Here is an 18,280-nt window from a genome sequence, read left to right as displayed (position 1 = left end):
GAGGGTTTAGCCCTGAACGCCGGCGCCTGCCACCCCTGCCGCACTCAGCGCGTTCCAGATCTGGCGGTCACGACCATAAACGTCGCGGCGGAATTGCAGCGTGCCGTCCGCGTTGGTGAAGGCCGTGCGGTAATCGAGGTGCACAGGAATCGGCGTGTCCAGATTGACGCGCTGTTCAACACCAGAGCGCAGCTTGGACTGGAAGAAACCCTGCGGATCGTCCGTCTGCACCGCGAGCAGCGCATAGGCAAAGTCGTGCGGGTCCTGAAGGCGGATACAGCCGTGGCTGAACGCGCGGGATTCGCGGGCGAACAGACTGCGCGACGGGGTGTCGTGCAGATAGATGTTGTAGCGGTTCGGGAACATGAACTTCACGGTTCCCAGCGCGTTACCCGGACCCGGCGGCTGCTTCATCGAATACGGGAAGGTCGATGCGGTGAACTGGCTAAAGTCCTGATTGCGGCTCATCACCTGCCCAGAGGCATTGATGATCTGGAGCTGACCCGCTGCGGCAGGGTTCTGTTGGAGCTGCGGCAGGTACTCACCCACGACAATGGAACGCGGCACGTACCAGCTGGGGTTGATGACCATGTGGTCCATCGTGTCCGAGAACTCCGGCGAGCGGCGGTCGCTGGTGTTGGCACCGATGACGGCGCGGGTCTCGAAGGTGACGATACCGTCGTCAATGATCTTTGCGGTGAAGTCCGCCTGATTGACCCAGACGTGGCGCTCGCCGCGCTCGCGGTTCAGCCAGCGTTCACGCTCCATCGCGACGATCACGGATTGCAGGCGCTCTTCGGGCGAAACGTTCAGTTCCGTCAGCGTGCCGCCACCGGCAACACCGTCAACGAGCAGACCGTGCTCGGCCTGGAATTTGCTGACCGCCTCGACCAGTTGTTCATCGTAGGTCGATGAGACCGAACGGCCCATGTAGCCCATCTTGATCAGGCGATTGCGCAGCTCGACCACGGTCGCACCGGTATCGCCGGGACGCAGCGTATCGGACGCGCGGACCGTTTCGCCCCAACCGCCCGCAAGAATACGGTGTTCAAGGTCGATCTTGGCGCGCATCAGGCGGGCATATTCGCCGGTCTGCGGTGCGAGGTCGCGGATAAAAGTCGTGGGATCGGCCTCAGCGAACGCGGTCAGCGTTTCCAGACGGTCCCGCACGGGCGCCTGTCGCTTGATGTCGGAAGACACTCGCGACGGCACGAGGATACCGCTTTGCAGATCGCGGGCATAATCGAGGAACAGCTTTGTCAGCTCCACATCCATCTGACCCCGTTCGTAAACAGTGTCGGCAACCTGCATTCGGGCGATCAGCGCCTGCGGGTCGAACTGGGCTTGCGGCAGGCCGTGGAGCGAGGCGGAATCAAACGCGCCGAGCAGCGCATTGCGGCGCGCTTGGGCCAATTCGTCGGTTCCGGACCAGAGCCCTTGGAAGTCGCGAGCGCGATAAAACGCGGCAATCGCGTCGTCCTGAGAGGCATTCTCGGCAATTGCCTGTCGGAAAGCCGTCACTTGGGCGTGTGCCGGAGTGCTGAATACAACCGTCAAGGCGATTGCGGTGGCAGCCATAAAGGCGGCGGGGCGTTTTACAATTCGCGCCATACTTATACCAAATGCCTCATTTTATTCATAAAACCGCATTGCACGCGGCGTTTTCATTGATAATAGGCCGCTCTTTGAATTCCGCCAATGCCAACTGTCCCGACTATCCATTTGCAGGGTAATTCGGCCACAGGCACAAATCCGCACAGGTTTTGCGCAAAATCCTGCCGATTTGTGCGCAGGCTATGGAACCTTTCTCAATCCATGGTTGGTTCGTTAACCTTCCCATGTCATAAAGTGCCTGCATCTGGGGATGAGATGACACAACCCGCTCGATAGCGGGCACTAGAAACGGGACAGGCAATTTACCATGACTGAACACACCTCTACGGGTTTCACTCGGCGTGGACTTCTGCGTGCATTCGCGGCAACGACCGTTGTTGCAGCACCAACGTTTTCCAAGGCCGCTGGGTTCCTTCGTGGTGCGGGAGATATTCGCCGCATCAAGATGTACTCGGGTCGTACCGGTGAAAAAGTGGACATGATCTACTGGGTCGAAGGCGAATATATCCGCGAAGCCGTGGATCAGGTCACCTACTTCATGCGCGACTGGCGCAACGGCCAGACCAAAAACGTCGACACCCGCACGATCGACATTATGGCCGCTGTTCACAATATGCTCGAAACCGACGAGCCGTACATGATGCTCTCGGGCTATCGTTCGCCGGAAACCAACGCGATGCTGCGTAGCCGTTCGTCGGGCGTGGCCAAGAACTCGCTGCACATGCAGGCACAGGCCGCAGACCTCCGTCTGCAAAGCCGTTCGATCACCCAGATGGCTTCGGCAGCACAGTCGTGCCAGGCTGGCGGCGTCGGCACCTATCGTGGCTCGAACTTCGTCCACATGGACTGTGGCGGCGTGCGTGCGTGGAACGGCTAAAGCCTTCCGGCTTTGGCTATGGAATTTGGGCGCCTTCGGGCGCCTTTTTCCTTTTTAGGGGCCTAGATATCGTCGTCTATCAGCGCTGACGGGTCCATCGACTTGATCCAGCTCTCAGGCACGCCCGCAATCTGGATGTCATAAGTCCGGATCGACGACGACACGACGCCGACGCTGTTGTCGGGGAAACGGCAGCCCATCATCACCCGCGCGTACGAGACCGGGAATTTCTGATCCGGTTCCTCGCGCGGCAGCTCGGTCGAGATGTGATCGAAGCGCACGCCGCCACTGGCCAGAATTTCGCGGTACGGATCGAACGACACCGCGCCCAGACCAGAGCCGCGCACAAGGCTGCTGAAGGTCAGACCAATGCTCGACGCGGCCCAGTCCTTACCGAACCACGTGGCATAGGACGAATGCTCACCGATCTCAGCACAAACCCATTGCGTCCCCGAAGGACGGAACACGATGCAGTGCGAGCGATGTGCTGCAAACGCCGGATGATTGAGCTTTCCCTCGGCCTCCGCCCAAGCCTTTGCAATCGCGCGAAGCCTCTCCGGCCCGTCCTGCCAGAGCTTCGAGAGGGAGTGCTGCTGGAGATAGTAGCGGTTCCCCTGCTCCGGCTCGACCATCAAGTGGGACAGTCCCTTGATCTTTCCGGACTGGTTCTTGAGCCACCCATCGCCCCGCGCCACGATCTCGAGCGCCTCGTCGAGCGCCCGCTCGCCCTCCGGCGTCAACTTGTAGCGGCGGTCGTCGTCAAGCTCGAACAGCTTCTCGCCACGTTCCTGTTCCAGAATCGAGATATGCCGGCGCACAGTCTGCCGGGTGCTACCCAAAAGGGTAACGGCACGCGAAAGATTTAATACTTCTGCGAGCGTCGTAAACGATCGCAGCATTTCATATAACAACGATGCGCGTCCCTGGTTATGCGTACTCACTGGCGACACTGCCTCAACATACATTATGGTTGTATGTTATTACGGCAAAGTCTTGAAATTCCGTTCTATTCTAATACCAATGAGTGATAAATCATACATTGGTGTATGATACACTTACCGTTGCCGAACAAATTTCATCAGTTGAATATTACTTCATCGTTCCTGATAGGAAGTTTAACGAGTAACGATGGAGAACAGCATGGCCCACCCGGTAGACGATTTCGTCGCACAGCGAATTCGGCAGGCTCGCTTGATGCGCGGATTGACCCAATCGGGACTGGCTGCACAGATCGGCTGTTCGTTCCAGCAGCTCCAGAAATACGAAGCCGGCCAGAACCGCGTTTCGGCCAGCCGTCTGTATGAAATTGCCGAGGCACTCGACGTCCAACCGTCCTATTTCTTTGACGGATACGACTCCACCGCGCCCCAGCAGGAGATGGACAACACCGCCTCGCGCATCCTGTTCGCGCTGGCCAAGGTCGACGATCCCGACGTTCGCGAAAGCCTCTGCCGGATGGTCCAGTCCATTGCGAACAGCAATGGTGGTGCGGACTCCTTCGAATAACTCCCCCATCTACCTAAACGTCTACTTCATTCGGTCGTTACATCTGCTGTACCCCTAACAAAGGGGCAGTTGAGAAACGGACAGTAAGATGCAGATTGCAGGTATGGCACGTCTCGAGCTCGGCGTTCTCGCCGGTTCGGTTTTGGTAAGCGGTGGTTTGGTAGCGTGGCAACTGAGCGGCGGACCCGCGTGGTCCAGCGCCCTTGTAGGCGTGGTCGGCATCGGCACGGCGATCTTCGGACTTCAGCGCGGCACCCGCTGGGAAAAGCGCTTCAGCAAGGTCCGCACGACCTTCCGTGGCATCACAAACGACAAGAACCTGTCCCGCCGCGTCGGACTTGGCGCGAATTGCAGCATAGACTCCTTCCTGACCGAGCTTGAAAATACGATGCAGACCCTCGGGCGCGGCTCGGCGGATGTGAACGTGTCGTCCAAGGCGCTCGCCTCCGCGATCCAGCTCGTCGGCAGCAACTCCGAACAGCAATCCGCGGCGGTCGAGGAACTGTCCGCATCGGTCGAGGAAACCGCGAGCGTCGTGCGTTCCAACGCGCAGACCGCGAAACTTGCCAACGAACTGGCCAGCGGCGCCGCCCGCACCGCAGAGCGCGGCAAGAACCAGGTCGACAACATGGTCACCGCGATGGACAAGATCGAAACCTCCTCGCGCGAGATCATGCAGATCATCAAGGTCATCGACGAAATCGCGTTCCAGACCAACCTGCTCGCGCTGAACGCCGCTGTTGAGGCCGCTCGCGCTGGTCAGCACGGCCGCGGCTTTGCCGTCGTCGCGCAGGAGGTCCGCAACCTCGCTGCCCGTTCATCCAAGGCCGCGCAGGAAACCTCGCGCCTCATCGAGACCTCACGCCAGCAGGTTGTTGTCGGCGTGGAGACCTCCAGCGAGACCAGCCAGACCTTCGAGAAGATCAACAAGGACATCGCAGAGGTTGCGACCCGTCTGGGCGAGATCAACCTCGCCAGCTCGGAGCAGACCCGCGCGGTGGACCAAATCAACTTCTCCATGACCGAGATCGAAAACCTCACCCGCCGCAACACCTTGCAAGCGGATGAGCTGAACACCACGCTCGGCAGCCTGTCTTCGGCGAACGAGATCATCCGCAACGAGATCGCGACCTACAAACTGTCTAACACCGAGCTGGGCCATAACGGCACCGGAAAGCAGAAGCCCGCGAACAGCGGCGCGCCTGCAAAGAAGGCAGACCAGATCGCGGCGCAATAAGAGCGCCGCGTAAAACCCTGTTTACAATAAAGAAAGGGGAGCCACGCGGGCTCCCCAGTGTCACGGATCGGGTGGATTGATTTACCGCCCGTTAGCTTTTTGCCTGTATCCCGATCCGCGTCGGGGGCCAGCGCACCAGCCCCGGAACTGTGACGCCAGAGCGCGAATGCCGCCCCCTAGCCTTTTGATCTGCCAGCGAAAACTGCCGCCAGACCGAAATCCTTAGCTACAGCCCGATGTCGAGCCGCAGGTGTTGCACTTCATGCAGGTGCCGTTGCGCACGAGGGTATAGTTCCCGCATTCGCCGCACGGGTCGCCTTCGTAGCCTTGCATCCGCGCCTTGTCACGGGCGGAAATGGCTGTCGCCACGGCAACTTCGGACACTGTCGACTGCACCGTTTGCGCAACCGTCGGCGCGACCGGCGCAACGCTGTTCAGCATCGTCAGCTCTTCGGGCAAACGCTTGCGCAGGTAACCTGCCGAAGAGATTTGTCGCAGTACTTCCAACGACTTGGACGCCGCAGTTTCACTGGGTTGCGAAACGTTCGTGCCCTGTTCGGCGTGCAGATCGTCGAAGGCCGCGCCCTGCGGTTTGATGTGCGCGAGGTCGGTACGGTCGAGGTAGGACACCGCCAATTCGCGGAAGATGTAGTCGAGGATCGAGGTCGCCGACTTGATCGAGTCATTGCCTTGAACCATGCCCGCCGGTTCGAACTTGGTGAAGGTGAACGCGTCAACGAACTCTTCCAGCGGCACGCCGTACTGGAGGCCGACGGACACCGCGATGGCGAAGTTGTTCATCATCGCGCGGAAGCCAGCACCTTCCTTGTGCATGTCGAGGAAGATCTCGCCGAGGTTGCCGTCAGCGTATTCGCCCGTGCGCAGATAGACCTTGTGACCACCGACGACGGCTTTCTGGGTGTAGCCCTTGCGGCGCTCGGGTAGCTTCTGGCGGCTGGCGCGGACGACTTCCTTGACGATGACCTTCTCGATCACCTTCTCGGCGATGACAGCGGCCTTTTCGGTCGGGGTGCCGCTCTCCAGCACTTCCGCCGCCTCGTCATCATCCTCCACCAGCGCAGCGGCGAGCGGTTGCGACAGTTTGGAGCCGTCACGGTAGAGCGCGTTCGCTTTGATGCCGAGGCTCCACGACAGCTCGTAGGCTTTCTGGCAGTCCTCGATGGTCGCTGAGTTCGGCATGTTGATTGTTTTGGAGATCGCACCCGAGATGAACGACTGCGCCGCCGCCATCATGCGGATGTGCGCATCAACCGACAGGAAGCGCTTGCCCTTCTTGCCGCACGGGTTCGCGCAGTCGAAGATGTGGTAGTGCTCTTCCTTCAGATGCGGCGCGCCTTCCAGCGTCATAGTGCCACAAACGTGGTCGTTGGCCGCATCAATGTCCTGCTTGGTGAAACCGAGGTGGCGCAGCAGATCGAACGACGGATCGTTGAGCTTGGCCGCAGGGATACCGAGCGACTTCTGGCAGAACTCCTCACCAAGCGTCCATTGGTTGAACACGAAACGGATGTCGAAAGCGGTTTTCAGCGCCGCTTCGATCTTGTCGATCTCTGGCTGGCCGAAGCCGTGGCCGATCAGCGCGGTGTGGTTGATCGCGGGCGCCTGACCGATGGTGCCGTGACCGACGGCGTAGGCGATGATCTCTTCGATCTGGGCGGAGTTATAGCCCAGCCCTTCAAGCGCCGACGGCACGGAGCGGTTGATGATCTTGAAATAGCCGCCGCCCGCGAGCTTCTTGAACTTCACCAGCGCGAAGTCCGGCTCGATGCCCGTGGTGTCGCAATCCATCACCAGACCGATGGTGCCGGTCGGTGCGATGACCGAAACCTGAGCGTTGCGGTAGCCGTGCTTTTCGCCCAAACGCAGCGCTTCGTCCCATGCCTCGGTCGCGAGCGAGATTAGACTGTTGTCGGGGCAGTTGCCGTGGTCAAGCGCGACAGGCTTGACCGCAAGCGCCTCATAGCCGTCCGCGTTGCCATGCGCTGCATTGCGGTGATTGCGAATAACGCGCAGCATGTGCGCCTTGTTCCGCTCGTAGCCCGCAAACGCGCCCAGCTCGCCCGCGATCTCGGCCGAGGTGGCATAGGCTATACCAGTCATGATCGCGGTCAGCGCGGCGTTCAGCGCACGGCCCTCGTCGCTGTCGTAACCGTAGCCCATGTTCATCAAGAGGCCGCCGATGTTGGCGTAACCCAGACCGAGCGTGCGGAAGTCATACGACTGCTGCGCGATTTCCTTGGACGGGAACTGCGCCATCATCACCGAGATTTCCAGCGTCATCGTCCAGAGGCGCGTCGCGTGGATGTAGGCTTCGGCGTTGAACTCACCCGCGTGGTAGAACTGGAGCAGGTTCATCGACGCGAGGTTACACGCGGTATCGTCGAGGAACATGTACTCCGAGCACGGGTTCGAGCCGCGGATCGCGCCGTCTTCGGGGCAAGTGTGCCATGCGTTAACGGTGTCGTGGAACTGGATGCCCGGATCGGCGCAGGCCCAAGCAGCGTGGCCGACCTGATCCCAGAGGTCGCGCGCCTTGACGGTCTTGGAAACCGTGCCGTCCTTGCGGTTGATCAGGTTCCAGTCGCCATCGTTGCGGACCGCCTCGAGGAAGGCATCTGTCACGCGGATGGAGTTGTTGGAGTTCTGGCCCGACACGCTCGCATAGGCTTCGCTGTCCCAGTCGGTGTCGTAGGTCGGGAACTCGATGCTGGTGTGGCCCTGCTTGGCGTAGTCCAGCACGCGCTTGACGTAGGTCTCGGGGATCGCGACCTTCTTGGCTTCGCGGATCGCGGTCTTCAGGCTGTCGTTCTTCGCGGGATCATAGGCGTCGGCCTCTGCGCCGTCCCAAGTGTTGATCGCCTTGAAGATCGCGTTGAGCTTCTGCTCGTGCATCTTGGAACCGGCGACGATGGACGCAACCTTCTGTTCCTCGATGACCTTCCAGTTGATGAAGTCCTCGATATCAGGGTGGTCCGCATCGACGATAACCATCTTCGCGGCGCGGCGGGTGGTGCCGCCCGATTTGATCGCACCGGCAGCGCGGTCACCGATCTTGAGGAAGCCCATCAGACCCGACGACTTGCCGCCGCCCGAGAGCTTCTCGCCCTCACCGCGCAGCGACGAGAAGTTGGTGCCCGTGCCCGAACCATATTTGAACAGACGCGCCTCACGGACCCAGAGGTCCATGATACCGCCCTCGTTCACCAGATCGTCGGCGACGGACTGGATGAAGCAGGCGTGGGGCTGCGGATGCTCATAGGCGGAATTCGATTTGACCAGCTTGCCGGTCTGGTAGTCGACATAGTGGTGGCCCTGCGCGGGACCGTCGATGCCGTAGGCCCAGTGCAGACCGGTGTTGAACCACTGCGGGCTGTTCGGCGCGGCCATCTGCTTGGCCAGCATGTAGCGCATTTCGTCAAAGTACGCGCGGGCGTCATCTTCGGTGGTGAAATAGCCACCCTTCCAGCCCCAGTAGGTCCACGCACCTGCGAGGCGGTCAAACACCTGCTTGGCACTCGTCTCTCCGCCCATCTCGGCGTCTTTGGCGGGGACGGAGCGCCACAGGAACTCGGGCACGTCCTTTTCTTTGACCTTGGTCGCACTGGACGGCACGCCCGCTTTGCGGAAGTATTTCTGGGCGATCACATCGCTGGCGACCTGGCTCCAGCTTTCAGGCACTTCGCAGTCGTCGAGTTTGAAGACGATCGACCCGTCCGGATTGCGGATTTCAGAAGAGACTTTGCGGAATTCGATACCCGCGTAGGCGTCCTGTCCGGCCTTCGTAAAGTAGCGCTCGATTTTCATCTTGTTCTGCCCAAAATTCCGGAGCCGTTCCCTGCCCCGATTAACCATTCCAGCCGAGCCCTGCCGACCGATCCCCCAAACGGCAAACAATGACCGGTGCTTCGGAGAGCCGAAACATGATGCCCGCTTAGGGCCGCTGCATTGTATTGAACCGATTGATCGGCACTACATCTGGTGAGACGTCGCCGATGCACGCAAATTGGCAAAACTAGGTTTAGGGGGTCAACGGTGTTTTTAATCTAAATGAAGGATAAAAACAGTTGACCGGCGGGGAACCGCACCAATTGCCCGATTCACCCACCGTTTCATCCACAGAGTGTTAACGCGGCCTTAATACTCTCGGCAATCTGCGCTCTATCCGTTCGGATAGTCGTTCACCAGTTTTGGGCAAACGCACAAAATCACGGCGCCGTGAGAACCGCAGTTCCCACCCGATGAATCAGATGATTCTGTTCTGAAGAGAGGAAGTGGTCGGGACGGCAAGATTCGAACTTGCGGCCTACGGTACCCAAAACCGTCGCGCTACCAGGCTGCGCTACGCCCCGACTGGCGCCCGTTTAAAGTGACTGATCCGGAAAGAAAAGATCAAAAAGTCACTGACAGGGTTTTGCCGCGCTCTCGCCCATCGACGGGTGCTGCATGACGTCGCCTTCCTCGATCCCGAGGCGCGCGGCAAGGCCGCCGTTGATCTCCAGCACATACTGGATGTCGTCCCCGCCGGGGATCGGCGTCTCGTCGAGCGGGATAGCTTTGTCGTGGATGCGGGTAATCGTGCCCGTTTCATCCGCAAAGAGCATGTCGAGAGAGATGAGCGTATTGCGCATCCAGAACGCGGTCTGCTGCGGATGCTCGTAGACAAACAGCATGCCCGACAAGGTCGGCATGGAGGGTACGTTCATCAGTCCCTGCGCCCGCTCTTCATAGTCGTCGGCCACTTGGACGGTGAAACGGGCGACACCGAAGTCGCCCGACACAGTGACAAGGTCATCGCGGCAGCTGACTTGTGCGGAAACAGGGTGAGTGAAACCTAGAACCGTGACGGTCGCCGCAATGAAAGAACTCAGCGTTGTATTGCGCTTTCCCAAACCAGTACCTCGACAGCCATCTTGCCACGCTTGCCATCAATGCTGCGCAGGCCGATCGCCTCGCCCGGTTGAAGGTCGGCAAGGCCCGAACGGCGCAGCACTTCGATGTGCAGAAACACATCCTCGGCCGATCCGAAGGCATTTGCAAACCCAAAACCTTTGGCTTTGTCGAACCACTTCACGCGGGCCGGTTCGATCTCGGTATCGGCGAGGACAGCCTCGTCGATTTCCACCAGATCGGTAAGCGTGCTGCCAGCGCCCGGATTTTCCGGAGGCTCGATCATGAGGATCTCTACAGCTTGAATACCGCGGTCGGTTTCCTGAGTTACGAGTTCGATACGCGAGCCGTCGGCAACAGAGCTTTGTCCGAAGTTGCGTAAGACGTTCGCGTGCAGAAGGATATCCGGTCCGCCAAGATCGGTTATGACAAAGCCATAACCCTTGGCAGGATCGAACCACTTGACGCGCCCGGTTAGGGTGCGTCCGGTCAGTATTTCGTCAGTCATCTTATTCATTATATTCCCGCCTCGACCCCCATCCGGCCGAAGTTTCTAGTTACCCAACAGACCTGTTTTTCGATGATAAAACAAGCTTAAACTTGGGATAGTACATTCACGAAGCGTGGAATTCACGGGTACAGACGGTCAATTTTCCACTCCTCATGTATATCCGAGCGGTACCATCGGAACCGGTCATGCAACCTGAACGCACCATCCGCCCAGAATTCGATTTCCAGCGGTCGAATTCGGAACCCGCCCCAGAACGGAGGACGTTTTGGATTGATTCCCTCACGTGCCGTTACGGTCGCAACTTCGGCCATCAGGGTGCCGCGGCTATCGAGCGGCTGCGACTGCTTGGATGCCCACGCCCCCAGACGGCTCTTGAGCGAGCGCGAGTTGTAGTAGTCGTCAGCCTGCGGACCGTCCTCTTTTTCCACCAGCCCGCGAACACGGACCTGACGGCGCAGCGATTTCCAGTGCATGACGAAGGCGGCCTTTCCGGCCTGCTCGACTTCCTGCGCCTTGCGGCTGCCGTAGTTGGTGTAGAAAACGAAAGCGTCGTCTTCGATGTCCTTGAGAAGAACCATGCGCGCATTCGGCATCCCGTCCGCATCCACGGTCGACAAAGCAATAGCATTGGGATCGTTGAGTTCCGATCCTTCGGCCTCGTCCAGCCACGCCTTTGCGATCACGAAAGGATCGTTTCCGGCAAAAATTCCGCTTCTGTCGCTCATGTTTTCTTCTCCAAACGGGCGGCACTTAACTTCGGGTTGTGCGCCTTCAATAGTGACGTTGCGTCGCGGGCGCACTTGATGACCAACGGCCAATCGCCTACACCGAAACGAAACTAAGCCTCGGAGGCAAGAGGAACATATGTCGTCACAACTGATGCAGGGCAAGCGCGGGCTCATCATGGGCCTTGCCAATGACAAATCGATTGCGTGGGGTATCGCCAAGGCGCTCGCCGATGCAGGCGCCGAGCTGGCGTTCTCCTATCAGGGCGAAGCGCTGCTGAAGCGCGTCGGCCCGCTGGCTGCGCAACTCGGCTCGGATACGGTTCTGCCTTGCGACGTGTCGGACATGGATTCGGTCGACGCCCTCTTCGGCGAACTGGAAGCCAAATGGGGCAAACTGGACTTCATCGTCCACGCCATCGGTTTCTCGGACAAGAACGAACTGCGCGGCCGCTACGTCGACACCACCCGCCAGAACTTCCTGACCACCATGGACATCTCGGTCTACTCGTTCACCGCCGTCACCCAGCGCGCGGCAAAGATGATGACCGAAGGCGGCTCGTGCCTGACGCTGACCTACTACGGCGCCGAACGCGTGATGCCCCACTATAACGTCATGGGCGTTGCCAAGGCCGCTCTCGAAGCGTCGGTCCGCTACCTCGCCGAAGACCTCGGCAAGGACGGCATCCGCGTCAACGCGATCTCGGCCGGTCCGATCAAGACGCTTGCGGCGTCGGGCATCGGCGACTTCCGCTATATTCTGAAGTGGAACGAGTACAATTCGCCGCTCCGCAAGAACGTGTCGATCGACGAAGTCGGCGGCTCGGCTCTCTACCTGCTGTCGGACCTGTCGACCGGCGTCACCGGCGAAACCCACCACGTCGACGCTGGCTACCACGTTGTCGGCATGAAGGCCGTCGACGCGCCGGACATGAACAAGGAATAAGCGATGACCACCGCCGCGTTCATCTCGATCGTTCTGATCCACCTCGCGGCGGCGATCTCCCCCGGTCCGAGCTTTGTCGTCGCCGTCCGCACCGCCGCCTCCGACGGTTTCCGTGTGGCTTCGGCGCTGGCCTTGGGCTTCGGACTGGGCGCTGTCCTCTGGGCGGGCGCGGCGATGGCCGGCCTCGCCATTCTGTTCGAACTGGTGCCCGCGCTGTTTCTGGGCCTGAAAATCGTCGGCGCGCTATTCCTGTTCTGGATCGCCTTCCAGATGTGGAAACACGCCAAAGAGCCCCTGCCCCAGAACACCGACACCGCCCCGCGCTCCGCGCTCTCGGCGATCCGCTACGGTTTCCTGACCTTCGCATCGAACCCGAAACCGGCCATTTTCTTCGGCGCGGTCTTCGTGGGCCTCGTGCCGCATGACACGCCCCTGCCGTGGCGTCTCGCGATCCTTGCGGCGGTTTTCGCCAACGAAACACTCTGGTATATCGTCGTCGCGCGCGTGTTCTCGATGCCACGCGCCCGAAATGCCTATCTGCGACTCAAGGCTGGCGTCGACCGCACTTTTGGCGGTCTGCTCGTGCTTCTGGGCCTCAAAGTCGCCCTTACCTGAAGGACCTCCATCCGATGCCGCAAACGGATCGCCTCCCCTACGAAAAAGGCTTCCACGTCAGCTGGGACCAACTCCACCGCGACAGCCGCGCGCTTGCATGGCGCCTTGATGGCCACGGCCCGCTGGAAGGCGGCGCTTGGAAGGCCGTGATCGCGATCACCCGCGGCGGCATGGCACCGGCGATGATCATCGCCCGCGAACTGGACGTGCGCACCGTCGACACCATCAGCGTTAAATCCTACGACCACCAGAGCCAGACTTCGGCCAAGGTGCTCAAGGCCCCCGACGCCGAAATCACCGGTGACGGCCACGGCATCCTCGTGATCGACGATCTGGTCGACTCGGGCAAAACGCTGGAACTGGTCCGCGAGATGTACCCCAACGCCCACTTCGCAACCGTCTACGCCAAGCCCAAAGGCCGTCCGCAGGTCGACACCTTCGTGACCGAAGTCAGCCAGGACACGTGGATCTTCTTCCCGTGGGACATGGCGCTGCAATACGTCCAGCCGTTCCGCGGCAAGGACTGATCTTCCTTCATTCTGACGGAAAATACCTCCGCCGGAGGCAGCCCGAGGGCGAGGCCAGCGGCCGAGGACGAGATATAACCTCGCGCCACAGGCGCTCCTTGGGATACCGAACATGACGCACCTCTCCCGCACCCAGACCACCTTCGCCCCGCCGGTGATGGAGGCACGCCGCTGGATCGAGGGCGTCACGTTCCCCGAAGACCGCCCCCTCATCAACGTCAGTCAGGCCGCCCCCGTCGATACTCCGCCGGAGCCGATGCTGCGCGCCATGGCCGACATGGTGGTGAACGACGCGTCCTCGCACCTCTACGGTCCCGTTCTGGGTCTGCCGGAACTCCGCGCCGAGATCGCAAAACAGTGGACAGCCTCCTATGGCGGCACTCTTGCGGCGGATCAGGTCGCCATCACCTCGGGCTGTAATCAGGCGTTCACGGCTGTCACCACCGCGCTCTGCACCGAGGGCGACGAGGTTATTCTGCCCGTCCCCTACTACTTCAACCACCGCATGTGGCTGGACATGGCGGGCGTTAAAACCGTCCCGCTGACCCCGCGCGAAGGTCTAATCCCGCACGCAGAGGACGCCGCCGCGCTCATCACTGACCGCACGCAAGCCATCGTCCTCGTCAGCCCGAACAATCCCGGCGGTGTCGAATACCCTGCGGAAACGCTCTCGGCATTTTACGCGCTCTGCCGATCCAAAAATATCAAGCTGATCGTGGACGAAACCTACCGCGATTTCGACGCGCGGGACGGCGCACCGCATGACCTCTTTACCCGCGATGGCTGGGAAGAGACGTTCATCCAGCTCTATTCCTTCTCCAAGGCGTACCGCCTGACGGGCCACCGCGTCGGTGCGGTCTGCGCCTCGCAACCGATCCTTGCGGAGGTGGAAAAATACCTCGACACCGTTGCGATCTGCCCGAACCAGATCGGCCAAAAGGCGGCGCTCTGGGGGATGCAGAACCTTGGCGAGTGGCTGGCGGGTGAACGCGCAGAGATCCTCGACCGCCGCGCCACCATCAACGAAGGGTTCCACCGCCTTGCGGACAAAGGCTGGAAGCTGCTCGGATGCGGCGCCTACTTTGCCTACGTCGAACATCCCTTCGATCTGCCGTCCGACGAAGTGGCCAAAAAGCTTGTCACCGAAGCGGGCGTTCTGCTGCTTCCGGGGACGATGTTCATGCCCGATGACAACGCAGCGGGCAAACGTCAGCTCCGCATCGCCTTCGCCAACGTGGACCGCGCAGGCATCAACACGTTGTTCGATCGTTTGGAGCAGGTCGCTCTCTGATCTTGCGCCCCGCATCTGGCCTGTTATTGAGTTGCGGGCCGTTATAATTCATCCGGCAGTACGTACCGACGGGAGGAGCCGAAAGTGGCGACGAAGAAGAAATCGAGCATTGGCGTCTACATTGTTCTGGGTGTGGTCGTGGTCAGCTTGCTCGGATTTGGCAGCACCAATCTCTCGCTCTCCAACAACACGCTCGCGTCTGTCGGTGACAAGGAAATTACCACGCAGGAATTCGGTCTCGAACTGGATCAGGCCCGCCAGAGCCTGAGCGCACAGTACCAGACGCCGATCAGCATGGCGCAGATGCAGGCGTCGGGCATTCCGCAGGACGTGCTGAGCGGTATGCTCAACCGCCGCATCATGGAAAACGCTGCCGCCGATTTGGGCATCTCTGCCGGTGACGACGCCGTGCGCGAAAGCGTTCAGGCCAACCCGATGTTCCAGAGCCGCCTGACCGGCCAGTTCGACCGCGACACCTATCGCAACGTCGTCAGCCAGATGGGCACCCGCGAAGGCCGCTACGAAGACAAGGTCCGCGACGAAGTTGCAGGCACCCTCCTCCAGCTTGGCCTCGTGACGGGCATCGAACCGGCCACCAACTTTGCCGAAGTGCGCGCCGATTACCTCGCGACCCGCCGCGACATCACGTGGGCTGCGCTCGACGATAGCATCCTGACGGAGCCGGTCGCCGCACCGACCGACGAAGAGCTGGCCGCGTATCACGAGGCGCACGCCGCCGACTTTACCCGTCCGGAGACGAAGGTCATCACCGTCGCGTCGCTGCTGCCGTCGGACATCGCCGAAAGCCTCGATTTCGATGACGAGACCCTGCGCGCGCTCTACGAGCAGCGTTTCGACGTCTACAACACGGAAGAGCGCCGCCTTGTCGAGCGTCTGCCGTTCTCCGATCAGGCCGCAGCCGAAGAAGCCAAAGCCGCCATCGACGCGGGCGAGACCACCTTTGACGCCATCGTCACCGAACGCGGTCTGACGCTGGACGACATTGACATGGGCGACGTATCGCAGCGCGATCTCAGCAACGCGGGCGATGCCGTCTTTGCCGCCGAAACCGGTGAAGTCGTCGGCCCGATCGACACGCTCGTCGGTCCCGCCCTGTTTCGCATGAACGCCGTTCTCGCCGCCGACACCGTTCCGTTCGAGGACGCCCGCGAGGAACTGCGCAACGAACAGGCGCTGACCCAAGCCCGCCGCCAGATCGCTGAACAGGCCGAACTCATCACCGACGAACTGGCTGGCGGCGTTGCCCTGCAAGACCTGCCCGACACCACCGACATCACCGTTTCGACCGTCGAATGGACCGCCGAAGACACCGACGGCATGGCCGCCTACCCCGAATTCCGCGAAGCTGCGGCAAACGGCGAAATCGGCGACTACCCCGAGGTCATCGCACTCGAAGACGGCGGCCTCTTTGCCATGGAAATCACCGAGGTGCGCGAGCCGGAAGTCATCCCGCTGGACGAAGCCCGCTCCGACGTGGAAGCCGCATGGATGGCCGACGCCACCCGCAACGCCATCGTCGAAAAAGGCCGCGAGCTGACCGGCGAGCTGGCAAACGGCGCATCGTTCGAAGAGCTGGGCCTCTCGCCGCAGCAGGACGACAACGTCACCCGCCGCACCTTCATCGACCGCACCCCGCAGGGCTTTGTCCAAGAGGTCTTTGCCACCAACATCGGTGAAGCATTCGCTGTGCCCTACGCGGACGGCGCCGTGATTGCCCGCGTGGACGAGGAAAAAGCGCCAGAACAAGGCAACGCCGACACCGAAGCGCTGATGACGACCGAAGCCGAACGCGCCGCCAACGGCATGGCCGAGGATATCTTCCTCATCACCCTGCGCGAGCTCGAAGCCAAAACCGAGGTCGACATCAACGACGCGGCTGTCAGCGCTGTTCTGACCCAATTCCAGTAAACGGGAACCTGTTAAATGGCGCTCAGCCCCGACTTCGAGACGTTCAAGTCCAACTTTGACGCAGGCAAGAACCAGATCGTCTTCACCCGCCTCGCGGCCGACCTCGACACCGCCGTGTCGCTGATGCTGCGCCTTGCCGGTGCGGGTAAGGACGCGTTCATGCTCGAAAGCGTGACCGGCGGCGAAATCCGCGGTCGTTACTCGATCATCGGCATGAACCCTGATCTGGTATGGGAATGCCGCGGCGAGACTGCGCGCCTGAACCGTTCGGCCCGTTACGACGAGGACGCTTTCGTTGACGAACAGGACGATCCGCTGACCTCGCTGCGCAAGCTGCTAGACGAAAGCCGTATCGACCTGCCGCACGATCTGCCCGCTGCGGCTGCGGGTCTGTTCGGCTACCTAGGTTATGACACGATCCGTCTGGTCGAGCGCCTTCCCGACGCCAACCCCGACCCCATCGGCCTGCCCGATGCGGTGATGATGCGCCCGACCGTGATCGCGGTGCTGGACGGCGTGAAGGGCGACGTCATCCTCGTGTCCCCCGCATGGGCCAACACCGGCATGTCGGCCAAGGCCGCCTATGCCCAAGCCGCCGAGCGGGTGATGGACGCGCAGCGCGCCATGGACCGCCCCGTGCCCGTCGACAGCCGCGAATTCCGCGAGGCGCATGATGCAGCCCCTGCCGTGTCCAACTTCTCCAAAGAAGGGTTCATGGCGGCGGTCGAAAAGGCTAAGGACTACATCCGCGCCGGTGACATTTTCCAGGTCGTGCCGTCCCAGCGCTGGACGCAGGACTTCAAAGAGCCGCCCTTCGCGCTCTACCGTTCGCTGCGCCGTACGAACCCGTCGCCCTACATGTTCTACTTCAACTTCGGCGGCTACCAGATCATCGGAGCAAGCCCCGAGATCCTCGTGCAGGTTGTCGGCAGCCGCGTGACGATCCGCCCGATCGCGGGCACCCGCCCCCGCGGCGCGACGCCCGAGGAAGACAACGCGCTCGAAGCCGATCTGCTGGCCGACAAGAAGGAACTGGCGGAGCACCTGATGCTGCTGGACCTCGGCCGCAACGATGTGGGCCGTGTGTCCAAGATTGGAACGGTGCGCCCGACAGAGGAATTCATCGTCGAGCGTTACAGCCACGTTATGCACATCGTCTCGAACGTCGTCGGGGAGCTGTCCGAGGAACACGACGCGCTATCCGCGTTCTTTGCCGGTATGCCCGCAGGCACCGTTTCGGGCGCGCCGAAGGTCCGCGCGATGGAGATCATCGACGAGCTGGAGCCCGAAAAGCGCGGCGTCTATGGCGGCGGCGTGGGCTACTTCAGCGCCAACGGCGACATGGACATGTGCATCGCGCTGCGCACTGCGGTGCTGAAGGACGAGAAGCTGTACATTCAGGCCGGTGCAGGGATCGTTTACGATTCAAACCCCGAGTCCGAATACATGGAAACCGTCCACAAATCGAACGCGATCCGCAAAGCCGCGGAAGATGCTTCGCGGTTCACCAGCAGCGGCAACCGTTGAGGGTTGGGGGCGCTGCCCCCGCGGCGTTGCGGCCTCACCCCCCGAGATATTTTTTTCAGAATGAAGA

The 18,280-nt window shown here is 61.0% G+C and carries 15 protein-coding genes and 1 tRNA gene; 9 read left to right on the top strand and 7 right to left on the bottom strand.

Annotation, left to right across the window (positions count from 1 at the left end; genetic code table 11):
• Window positions 1–6: 6 nt before the first annotated feature.
• Complete coding sequence (locus tag HCZ30_RS13185) at window positions 7–1,611, bottom strand: L,D-transpeptidase family protein (protein WP_167638768.1); 1,605 nt, start codon at window positions 1,609–1,611, stop codon at window positions 7–9.
• A gap of 310 nt (window positions 1,612–1,921) precedes the next feature.
• On the opposite strand from HCZ30_RS13185, the gene HCZ30_RS13180 reads away from it, so the two are divergent.
• Complete coding sequence (locus tag HCZ30_RS13180; RefSeq protein ID WP_167638767.1) at window positions 1,922–2,491, top strand: YcbK family protein; 570 nt, start codon at window positions 1,922–1,924, stop codon at window positions 2,489–2,491.
• 62 nt (window positions 2,492–2,553) lie between these two features.
• Here the strand turns inward: HCZ30_RS13180 and HCZ30_RS13175 are convergent, their stop codons facing one another.
• The gene (locus HCZ30_RS13175; protein ID WP_246212821.1) at window positions 2,554–3,390 is read right to left on the bottom strand and encodes a LysR family transcriptional regulator; all 837 of its coding nucleotides are present in this window, start codon (window positions 3,388–3,390) and stop codon (window positions 2,554–2,556) included.
• Between the two features lie 241 nt (window positions 3,391–3,631).
• On the opposite strand from HCZ30_RS13175, the gene HCZ30_RS13170 reads away from it, so the two are divergent.
• Both HCZ30_RS13170 and HCZ30_RS13165 read left to right on the top strand, forming a co-directional pair.
• Complete coding sequence (locus tag HCZ30_RS13170) at window positions 3,632–3,997, top strand: helix-turn-helix domain-containing protein (protein ID WP_167638765.1); 366 nt, start codon at window positions 3,632–3,634, stop codon at window positions 3,995–3,997.
• A gap of 88 nt (window positions 3,998–4,085) precedes the next feature.
• Window positions 4,086–5,234: a methyl-accepting chemotaxis protein gene (locus HCZ30_RS13165; RefSeq protein WP_217703052.1), complete on the top strand. Its 1,149-nt coding sequence runs from the start codon at window positions 4,086–4,088 to the stop codon at window positions 5,232–5,234.
• A gap of 222 nt (window positions 5,235–5,456) precedes the next feature.
• Here HCZ30_RS13165 and HCZ30_RS13160 read toward each other — a convergent pair whose 3' ends face one another.
• The 5 genes from HCZ30_RS13160 to pdxH form a co-directional block, all read right to left on the bottom strand.
• Entirely contained in the window at window positions 5,457–9,059 is a 3,603-nt protein-coding gene (locus tag HCZ30_RS13160) for a vitamin B12-dependent ribonucleotide reductase (protein WP_167638763.1), read from the bottom strand.
• 468 nt (window positions 9,060–9,527) lie between these two features.
• Window positions 9,528–9,604, bottom strand: a tRNA-Pro gene (locus tag HCZ30_RS13155).
• Between the two features lie 48 nt (window positions 9,605–9,652).
• Window positions 9,653–10,144, bottom strand: coding sequence for a DUF192 domain-containing protein (locus HCZ30_RS13150; RefSeq protein WP_167638762.1), 492 nt, complete (start codon window positions 10,142–10,144; stop codon window positions 9,653–9,655).
• On the bottom strand, window positions 10,120–10,650 hold the full coding sequence (locus tag HCZ30_RS13145) for a cold-shock protein (RefSeq protein WP_167638810.1): 531 nt from the start codon (window positions 10,648–10,650) through the stop codon (window positions 10,120–10,122). The genes HCZ30_RS13150 and HCZ30_RS13145 overlap by 25 nt, the downstream gene beginning before the upstream one ends.
• Window positions 10,651–10,772: 122 nt before the next feature.
• On the bottom strand, window positions 10,773–11,378 hold the full coding sequence (gene pdxH / locus HCZ30_RS13140; protein WP_167638761.1) for a pyridoxamine 5'-phosphate oxidase: 606 nt from the start codon (window positions 11,376–11,378) through the stop codon (window positions 10,773–10,775).
• Between the two features lie 139 nt (window positions 11,379–11,517).
• Here pdxH and fabI point away from each other — a divergent pair, with 139 nt between their 5' ends.
• The 6 genes from fabI to trpE all read left to right on the top strand — a co-directional run bounded on the left by fabI (window position 11,518) and on the right by trpE (window position 18,213).
• A complete protein-coding gene (gene fabI, locus HCZ30_RS13135) occupies window positions 11,518–12,324 on the top strand; it encodes an enoyl-ACP reductase FabI (RefSeq protein ID WP_167638760.1) in 807 nt (268 codons plus the stop codon).
• Between the two features lie 3 nt (window positions 12,325–12,327).
• Entirely contained in the window at window positions 12,328–12,939 is a 612-nt protein-coding gene (locus tag HCZ30_RS13130; RefSeq protein WP_167638759.1) for a LysE family translocator, read from the top strand.
• A gap of 14 nt (window positions 12,940–12,953) precedes the next feature.
• Entirely contained in the window at window positions 12,954–13,466 is a 513-nt protein-coding gene (gpt, locus tag HCZ30_RS13125; protein ID WP_167638758.1) for a xanthine phosphoribosyltransferase, read from the top strand.
• A gap of 112 nt (window positions 13,467–13,578) precedes the next feature.
• Window positions 13,579–14,757 (top strand): aminotransferase, encoded by a 1,179-nt coding sequence (locus HCZ30_RS13120; RefSeq protein WP_167638757.1) that lies wholly within the window; start codon window positions 13,579–13,581, stop codon window positions 14,755–14,757.
• Between the two features lie 84 nt (window positions 14,758–14,841).
• A complete protein-coding gene (locus tag HCZ30_RS13115; RefSeq protein ID WP_167638756.1) occupies window positions 14,842–16,686 on the top strand; it encodes a peptidyl-prolyl cis-trans isomerase in 1,845 nt (614 codons plus the stop codon).
• A 15-nt stretch (window positions 16,687–16,701) separates the two neighbouring features.
• The gene (trpE, locus tag HCZ30_RS13110) at window positions 16,702–18,213 is read left to right on the top strand and encodes an anthranilate synthase component I (protein ID WP_167638755.1); all 1,512 of its coding nucleotides are present in this window, start codon (window positions 16,702–16,704) and stop codon (window positions 18,211–18,213) included.
• Window positions 18,214–18,280: the final 67 nt, after the last annotated feature.

Origin of the sequence: Marivivens donghaensis (assembly GCF_011806565.1) — a bacterium.
GTDB lineage: Bacteria > Pseudomonadota > Alphaproteobacteria > Rhodobacterales > Rhodobacteraceae > Marivivens > Marivivens donghaensis_A.
This window is presented reverse-complemented; position numbering and strand designations above follow the sequence as displayed.